Source organism: Streptomyces sp. NPDC030838, from assembly GCF_055572035.1.
In genome coordinates this window covers 1-1,551 of record NZ_JBVIED010000035.1, presented here as the reverse complement: position 1 = coordinate 1,551, position 1,551 = coordinate 1, and the positions used below count along the sequence as shown (strand labels likewise).

General features: G+C 56.9%; 1 rRNA gene. It reads right to left on the bottom strand.

Features of this window, described 5'->3' with window-relative positions:
• Nucleotides 1-22: 22 nt before the first annotated feature.
• Nucleotides 23-1,551, bottom strand: a 23S ribosomal RNA gene (locus tag ACZ42A_RS38935); the annotation flags it as partial.

The following is a 1,551-nucleotide window of genomic DNA, read 5'->3' as shown; positions in this document are numbered from 1 at the left end:
AACACAGTGGACGCGAGCAACTGAGGACAAGCCCTCGGCCTATTAGTACCGGTCAACTCCACACGTTACCGTGCTTCCATATCCGGCCTATCAACCCAGTCGTCTACTGGGAGCCTTACCCCATCAAGTGGGTGGGAGTCCTCATCTCGAAGCAGGCTTCCCGCTTAGATGCTTTCAGCGGTTATCCCTCCCGAACGTAGCCAACCAGCCATGCCCTTGGCAGAACAACTGGCACACCAGAGGTTCGTCCGTCCCGGTCCTCTCGTACTAGGGACAGCCCTTCTCAAGACTCCTACGCGCACAGCGGATAGGGACCGAACTGTCTCACGACGTTCTAAACCCAGCTCGCGTACCGCTTTAATGGGCGAACAGCCCAACCCTTGGGACCGACTCCAGCCCCAGGATGCGACGAGCCGACATCGAGGTGCCAAACCATCCCGTCGATATGGACTCTTGGGGAAGATCAGCCTGTTATCCCCGGGGTACCTTTTATCCGTTGAGCGACGGCGCTTCCACAAGCCACCGCCGGATCACTAGTCCCGACTTTCGTCCCTGCTCGACCCGTCGGTCTCACAGTCAAGCTCCCTTGTGCACTTACACTCAACACCTGATTGCCAACCAGGCTGAGGGAACCTTTGGGCGCCTCCGTTACCCTTTAGGAGGCAACCGCCCCAGTTAAACTACCCATCAGACACTGTCCCTGATCCGGATCACGGACCCAGGTTAGACATCCAGCACGACCAGAGTGGTATTTCAACGACGACTCCACGAACACTGGCGTGCCCGCTTCACAGTCTCCCACCTATCCTACACAAGCCGAACCGAACACCAATATCAAACTGTAGTAAAGGTCCCGGGGTCTTTCCGTCCTGCTGCGCGAAACGAGCATCTTTACTCGTAGTGCAATTTCACCGGGCCTATGGTTGAGACAGTCGAGAAGTCGTTACGCCATTCGTGCAGGTCGGAACTTACCCGACAAGGAATTTCGCTACCTTAGGATGGTTATAGTTACCACCGCCGTTTACTGGCGCTTAAGTTCTCAGCTTCGCCCGACCGAAATCGAGCTAACCGGTCCCCTTAACGTTCCAGCACCGGGCAGGCGTCAGTCCGTATACATCGCCTTACGGCTTCGCACGGACCTGTGTTTTTAGTAAACAGTCGCTTCTCGCTGGTCTCTGCGGCCACCCCCAGCTCAGAGCGCAAAGCTCATCACCGGATGTGGCCCCCCTTCTCCCGAAGTTACGGGGGCATTTTGCCGAGTTCCTTAACCATAGTTCACCCGAACGCCTCGGTATTCTCTACCTGACCACCTGAGTCGGTTTAGGGTACGGGCCGCCATGAAACTCGCTAGAGGCTTTTCTCGACAGCATAGGATCATCCACTTCACCACAATCGGCTCGGCATCAGGTCTCAGACTTAATGGCGTGCGGATTTGCCTACACACCGTCCTACACCCTTACCCCGGGACAACCACCGCCCGGGATGGACTACCTTCCTGCGTCACCCCATCACTCACCTACTACCAGCTCGGGTCACCGGCTCCACCACTCC